The organism is Candidatus Neomarinimicrobiota bacterium (assembly GCA_021157965.1).
GTDB lineage: Bacteria > Fidelibacterota > Fidelibacteria > Fidelibacterales > Fidelibacteraceae > Fidelibacter.
This window is the reverse complement of the sequence record JAGGVO010000029.1, coordinates 1-6,223: the sequence shown is the minus strand read 5'-3', so window position 1 is coordinate 6,223 and position 6,223 is coordinate 1. Positions and strand designations below refer to the sequence as shown.

Annotated in this window: 7 protein-coding genes and 1 tRNA gene; 6 read left to right on the top strand and 2 right to left on the bottom strand. The window is 41.1% G+C overall.

The window, feature by feature from the left end; genetic code table 11:
- Positions 1-96 precede the first annotated feature (96 nt).
- Positions 97-942 (bottom strand): site-specific integrase, encoded by an 846-nt coding sequence (locus tag J7K63_03575; GenBank protein ID MCD6234102.1) that lies wholly within the window; start codon positions 940-942, stop codon positions 97-99.
- 379 nt (positions 943-1,321) lie between these two features.
- Here J7K63_03575 and J7K63_03570 point away from each other — a divergent pair, with 379 nt between their 5' ends.
- The 4 genes from J7K63_03570 (at position 1,322) to J7K63_03555 (ending at position 3,971) form a co-directional block, all read left to right on the top strand.
- Positions 1,322-2,527, top strand: a complete 1,206-nt coding sequence (locus J7K63_03570) for an ATP-binding protein (protein MCD6234101.1) — start codon at positions 1,322-1,324, stop codon at positions 2,525-2,527.
- A gap of 106 nt (positions 2,528-2,633) precedes the next feature.
- Positions 2,634-2,705, top strand: a tRNA-Asn gene (locus J7K63_03565).
- A gap of 243 nt (positions 2,706-2,948) precedes the next feature.
- On the top strand, positions 2,949-3,284 hold the full coding sequence (locus J7K63_03560; GenBank protein ID MCD6234100.1) for a hypothetical protein: 336 nt from the start codon (positions 2,949-2,951) through the stop codon (positions 3,282-3,284).
- Positions 3,285-3,395: 111 nt separating this feature from the next.
- A complete protein-coding gene (locus J7K63_03555; GenBank protein MCD6234099.1) occupies positions 3,396-3,971 on the top strand; it encodes a sigma-70 family RNA polymerase sigma factor in 576 nt (191 codons plus the stop codon).
- 154 nt (positions 3,972-4,125) lie between these two features.
- Here the strand turns inward: J7K63_03555 and J7K63_03550 are convergent, their stop codons facing one another.
- A complete protein-coding gene (locus J7K63_03550; GenBank protein ID MCD6234098.1) occupies positions 4,126-4,419 on the bottom strand; it encodes a hypothetical protein in 294 nt (97 codons plus the stop codon).
- 138 nt (positions 4,420-4,557) lie between these two features.
- Between J7K63_03550 and J7K63_03545 the strand changes: the two genes are divergently transcribed.
- Both J7K63_03545 and J7K63_03540 read left to right on the top strand, forming a co-directional pair.
- Positions 4,558-4,764: a heavy-metal-associated domain-containing protein gene (locus J7K63_03545; GenBank protein MCD6234097.1), complete on the top strand. Its 207-nt coding sequence runs from the start codon at positions 4,558-4,560 to the stop codon at positions 4,762-4,764.
- Positions 4,764-6,223 (top strand): heavy metal translocating P-type ATPase (locus J7K63_03540; protein ID MCD6234096.1); only part of this gene is annotated, 1,460 nt, incomplete at its 3' end. The genes J7K63_03545 and J7K63_03540, both read left to right, overlap by 1 nt.

The following is a 6,223-nucleotide window of genomic DNA, read 5'->3' as shown; positions in this document are numbered from 1 at the left end:
TCTTTAATTTTACGCTTGCAGCTAACGTCTGTGTAAACCCAATTGTGTTTATTCCGCCAAATTGGAGGGCTAAGCACTATTGGGTTTATATTTTCTTTATCGTTCATTATCAAAAAAATCATCGACAGGATTTTTTATCTGATCGATTGCCTTCTTTGATACGTGCGTGTAGACTTCTGTTGTTTTAGAGCTGTTATGACCCAGTAACTCCTGAATATAGCGCAAGTCCGTTCCCTGTTCAAGAAGATGTGTGGCAAAACTGTGCCGTAATATATGGGGAGTAACTTTTTTGCGAATACCAGCCTTTAATGATGCCTTCTTTAATATATTTGCAATACTTGTTGGTGAATATTTTCCTCCATTTTGACCTTCAAAAAGATAGTCCTTAGGTCTATATGCTCTATAATAATTTCTTAATAATACAAGCATATGATCCGAGAGCAATGAAATCCTGTCTTTTTTCCCTTTCCCTCCTCTTATGTTGATAACCATTCTTTCAGAATCGATATCTGTAATTTTAAGATTGATTGATTCACTCCGCCTTAATCCTGCTGAATATATTAACATTAATATTGATTTATGCTTAATGTTCTCACAGACACTTAATATTTTCTTCACTTCATTTTTACTTAATACTTTGGGTAACTTTTGTTCTTTATGCGGCCGGTGCAATTCATAATATTCTTTCTCCCTGCCGAGAACCTTTTCGTAATAGAATTTTATGGCATTGATACGCTGGTTCTGCTGACTTGCGGATATGTTTCTTTCACGGATGAGCTCGCTTATATAAACATTGATCTTTTCTTTTGATAAATCATCAATATTACCAGGTCCGAATTTCCTGCAAAAGTCTGTAAAATAATTTATGTATACTTTTTCTGTGTTTTTACTGTAGCGTTTCTGGATCAATATATCCCGATATTTTTCCAGCAGCTTTTCCATTACCCTGAACTACCCCCTTAAACCACCCGCTTGTGATATCATTTGCCGTGCAACTTTAATTAATGTTCTTTTATCTGATTATCTATGATATTTTCAGAAACAGAAGACAATAAGATGGTCGCCAAAACGAAGATGAACGCTTTTAATTGCTGCCAGGAATGATTTTTGTATATCCAATAAACTTTTCCCCGCGGCTCCGCCACTAACAGTCCCATTTTTACTGTATAATAATTATTAGTATTTAAAAAATATAAACAGTTCGAATATCAAACACAAATAGAATGCTCATTGAATAAGTATCACGGAAGAGAAAAGCTGCACCCTTTAGCTTAAAAACTTAAGCAAACGCACATTCTATAAAACCATTGAATGAATTGATATGGCACTCCATGATTTGACATCTTATTTCAATCCGGATGATCTTGCGCAACTGGATGGTAAAAAGTTCCCCCGGAAAAGATATTTATTCCAGGATCTGCTTCAGGACGAAGGAAAACATTTTGCAGGTATTATCGGTCCGCGGGGAGCAGGCAAAACGGTCCTTCTTAAACAACTTCGAAATGAAACCAAAAACAGTATTTATATCTCCCTGGATACTCTGCAGGATGATCTTTTTGAACTGATTCATATCCTCAGCAGAGATTTTAAAATCCACACTTTTTTTCTTGATGAAATTCATGCCGTTCCTGATATACATGGCCTGTTAAAGAAAATATTTGATTTTTTAAACGTCCGGATCATTTTTACCAGTTCTGTTGCACTGGCCATGCATGCTTCTTCCTATGACCTTTCCAGGCGGGTGTTATTATATTATCTTGATAATTTTTCTTTAGCCGAATACGTGTATTTTAAATATGATAAGGAATTACCTCCGCTTACACTGAATCAAATTATCGAGGGTGAAAACTTATCACCTTATATGCATTTATCCGCCTATTTCAATGAATATTTACAAGGTGCCAATCTCCCCTTTGCCCTTCAGGAACCCAGGTACCTCTCTCTCCTGAAAGCCGTTCTGGATAAAATTATTCAGTATGATATCCCGATGGTTCAAACTTTGAGAACTGATGAGTTGCCTGTTATCCGTGATTTTGTAACATTCATTGGACGATCCGGTATTGATGGTATCAATTATTCAACACTCGCTCATAACCTTAACATTACAAAATATAAGGCCAGACAATATTTGGAATTGTTGGAAAAGGCCTTTGTTGTAAAACAGGTTTTCCCCGGCGGAACCAATGTGATGAAAGAACCCAAAGTGTTGCTTACATTGCCTTATCGGCTTCTATTTAAGGATTATCACGATGCTGTCGGCCCCTTGAGAGAAGATTTTTTCGTCTCAGCCATGAATACGGCAGGCTATGATCTTATGTATCTAAAATTTACCCGTGGCTCAAAAACGCCTGATTATATGTTGAAAGAGGATAAATCATACATCTTTGAAATTGGAGGACCCGGAAAAGGAAGAAGTCGGTTCAAAGGGATCCATGCAGATAGAAAGATCATTTTCAGTCATTCAACACAACTTGATAAAAACACCCGTCCCCTGTTTCTCCTTGGATTTCTTACCGGACATTCTTAATGCATAACCAATACATCGGAAACCTTGTGATACCAAATAAACAATATAATCATTGACATAAAAAGGATATCTTCCTTAAATTTTCAGGCTTTTTGATCGCTTATCATCCGGAGTAGCTCAATGGCAGAGCGGGTGGCTGTTAACCACTAGGTTGGGGGTTCGAGCCCCTCCTCCGGAGCAAGAAAACCAAAGCCTTGATATATTATCAGGGCTTTTTTTACAATGTGGATATTATTTAAAAAGGGAGGGGCGGGAAGTTTACCCCGATAGCGAAGCGTATCGGGAAATCCCTCCTCCGAAGGATAAGAAAAAAATCCGGTACTCCACCATGACTTTTTTTTTACAGGTTTTTCATACAAATATTTATCATGCAACCCTTTAGTGGATATATCAGTCCATTTACTAAAAAAGGAGCTTAAAAATGCAAATTGCTCAAATGGAAATGCTTGCGATTGTTATAACGAGTATTGCTACTTTTGTCACGATCATTTTGGTATTTTACTTTGAATACCGTAAAAAAAGATTGCTGAGTGAACAAATCATAAAATTTCTGGAACAAGGCGGGAAGGCTTCAGAAATTTCCGCTTTGATACCTAAACCCAATTATATCAGACGAGGTTATTTATTTATTAGCCTGGGAGTTACATTGGGGATTGCATTATGGTTAAACACTGGTATCATTTCAGCAAGTTGGGGACTTATTCTGGCTGGATTGGGACTCGCATATATCCTGGCTGAAAAACATACAAAATCATAAATTTTTACATTTAACCTCTTGCCTCTGCCCCTGCAACAAAATCCGTAATGTTTTCTTATACCTCCCCCAAAAATATCCTTATTTTAAAATGCCTGAACAGGAACCACACTCATGACACTGGATGATCAAATCATCAATCTATATCAACATGGTTTCCACCGTCAGGCAATGGAACGTATTATCGATTCCTGGGGGAATGAACTGAAACAATGGTTATATACATTTGTCTGCAATGAAGACGATGCAGATGATCTGGCTCAGGAGGTTTTTATAAAGGTTTATACTCATTTTCATCAGTTTCGTGGTGACTCCACGTTGAAAACATGGATCTTTCATATTGCCAGAAATGCCGCAGTAAGCTATTTAACCAGTAGATATTACAAAGAAAGTAAGATGGATCCCGAGCTGCCAGATACCATTACGTATAAAGAGGCCAGGAATGATGTTGATGATATAGATAAAGATATATGCAGATCAGTCATTCGCCAACTTCCAACGCTGCTCAGGACTCCCCTCGTTATGCATTCCTATATGAATTGTAAACAGGAAGAAATTGCAAGGATTTTGAATATCCCGTTGAATACTGTTAAAGCACGAATTCGAAGAGCAAGACTATCTGTTATTTTAGTAATGGAAAAACAAGGATTTATTTCCTTAACCGAAAAACAAAAACAGGAGGAAAAATGACTCACTGCAAATACATTCAACAGCGATATGTCATTCATGGTCTCAATGATCCGGAAGTCCTTCATCATCTAAAAGACTGCCGGCATTGTTATACATTATTACAGAACGTAGAACATTTTCATCCTAATGAACTTACTAAAGAACAAGCTCATGTTTATCTCTCTGATAACACGAAAAAAACAATTCTGGAACAGATCCCTGTATATAAGAATCCCAGATTTATCATGATTCTTGATAGTCTTTCTGCTGTGATTTTTGCTCTTTTAATTCTTTTTAATGGAGGTTTAACGGAAAGAGTTTTTTCTTTACTTGCAATACTTTTCGGATATATATCCTCAATATCCCTTTGGAATTTTTCAGTTCTTCTCTTCATTCCACCTCTCTTTGTTGCTTTCTTCTTTATCTTTTTTAGTTTCAGATATTTAATGAAATAAAATATTCCTTTCATATTTATATCAAACGAGAACCCTCTTTATCACTTAAACATATTCTAAAGGGATTTTGTTACTCTTTTTACATCCGGACTCGACCTTCTCCTGCAACTATTTGTCCCCTTTTTCATCATAGACAAAAATGGAGAATTCTCATGAAGAAAACATTTTTCATACCCAATATCAGTTGCAGGCACTGTATTATGACCATTACCCGGGAGCTGCAGAACCTGGACGGAGTGACATCAGTGGAGGAAGATGTTTCCTCTAAACATGTGGAGGTGACGTGGGATAAACCCGCGACTAAATCCCAAATCCTGGACACACTGGATGAAATCGGCTATCCGGCGGAAAATGCCTGATGGCGGTTAAAAAGGAAATCCTCCCCGTCCGGGGGATGACATGCGCCAATTGCGCCGCAACGATTGAGAAAAACGTCAAAAAACTGCCCGGTATCCGATCCGCTTCCGTGAATTTTGCCACGGAAGAACTCACCGTTGAATACGATACTTCCACCCTCTCTCTGGCTGATATCCTGTCCGCTGTTCAGTCCGCCGGTTATAATATTCCCCTGAAAAAAATCCGCATTCCTGTGGCAGGCATGACCTGTGCCAATTGCGCTTCCACTATCGAACGGGGACTCACCCGTAAGCTTCCCGGCCTGTACAAAGCCGCTGCCAGTTTTGCCGATGGATCGGTCTCGGTGGAATACGTTCCCGGTCTTGCTTCCCCCGAGATGATGGCCGAACAGATTTCAGATTTAGGCTATACACCGTTAACAGATCAGGAGCCGGGTGAAAATAGCAGCGGCGAAAAACATCACCGGTACCAACTGAAGGCCTTGTGGATCGGCATTTTGTTTACCACTCCCCTTTTTATTCTGAGTATGCTCCGGGATTTCGGCATCCTGGGAATGTGGAGCCACGCCCTGTGGATGAATCTTTTCTTCGCTTTTCTCGCCACACCGGTCCAGTTTTATACCGGGTTTGATTACTATAAAAACGGCTGGAAATCCCTCCGAAACGGATCCGCCAATATGGATGTGCTGGTGGCTTTGGGAAGTTCCGTGGCCTACGTGTATTCGTGGATTGTCATCTTGTTTCCAAATGCAGGGGACCACGTGTATTTTGAAACCTCCGCCGTGATTATCACCCTCATCCGTCTGGGAAAATTCCTGGAATCCCGGACCAAGGGACAAGCCGGTGCAGCCATCAAAGAATTGCTGAACCTTCAACCGGAAACGGTGGAAAAAATCACGGATACCGGTACCTTGACCCTTCCCCTCAGCCAGGTGGAACCGGGGGATATCCTCCTTGTGCGGCCCGGCGGGAAAATCCCGGTGGACGGGACAATCCTTGAGGGAGAATCGGCGGTGAATGAATCCATGCTCACCGGTGAATCCCTCCCGGTGGATAAAAAAAAGGGGGATCCGGTCACCGGCGGCACCCTGAACACCTACGGAGTTTTAAAAATCCGGGCGGATAAGGTAGGCGAAGCCACCGTCCTGTCCCGTATTATTGCCATGGTCCGAGAAGCCCAGGGAAGCAAGGCACCTATTCAGGCCCTGGCGGATAAAATCGCAGCGGTGTTTGTCCCCTCAGTCATCGGCATTGCCTTTCTTACGTTGATCATCTGGCGACTGGCCCTGGGGGAATGGGTCCCCGGTCTCCTCCGCATGGTGGCGGTTTTGGTGATTGCGTGTCCCTGTGCCATGGGTCTGGCCACTCCCACAGCCATTATGGCGGGGACCGGCAGAGGGGCCTTGAAAGGCATACTTTTCCGGAACGGCACAGCCCTGGAAACATCCGCCCGGGCGGATGT

Excerpts from the sequence above, each read along its gene's own strand:
- J7K63_03545 (MCD6234097.1), top strand. The coding sequence starts at position 4,558 with ATGAAGAAAACATTTTTCATACCCAATATCAGTTGCAGGCACTGTATT.
- J7K63_03550 (MCD6234098.1), bottom strand. The coding sequence starts at position 4,419 with ATGAAAGGAATATTTTATTTCATTAAATATCTGAAACTAAAAAAGATA.
- J7K63_03575 (MCD6234102.1), bottom strand. The coding sequence starts at position 942 with ATGGAAAAGCTGCTGGAAAAATATCGGGATATATTGATCCAGAAACGC.
- J7K63_03560 (MCD6234100.1), top strand. The coding sequence starts at position 2,949 with ATGCAAATTGCTCAAATGGAAATGCTTGCGATTGTTATAACGAGTATT.
- J7K63_03555 (MCD6234099.1), top strand. The coding sequence starts at position 3,396 with ATGACACTGGATGATCAAATCATCAATCTATATCAACATGGTTTCCAC.
- J7K63_03570 (MCD6234101.1), top strand. The coding sequence starts at position 1,322 with ATGGCACTCCATGATTTGACATCTTATTTCAATCCGGATGATCTTGCG.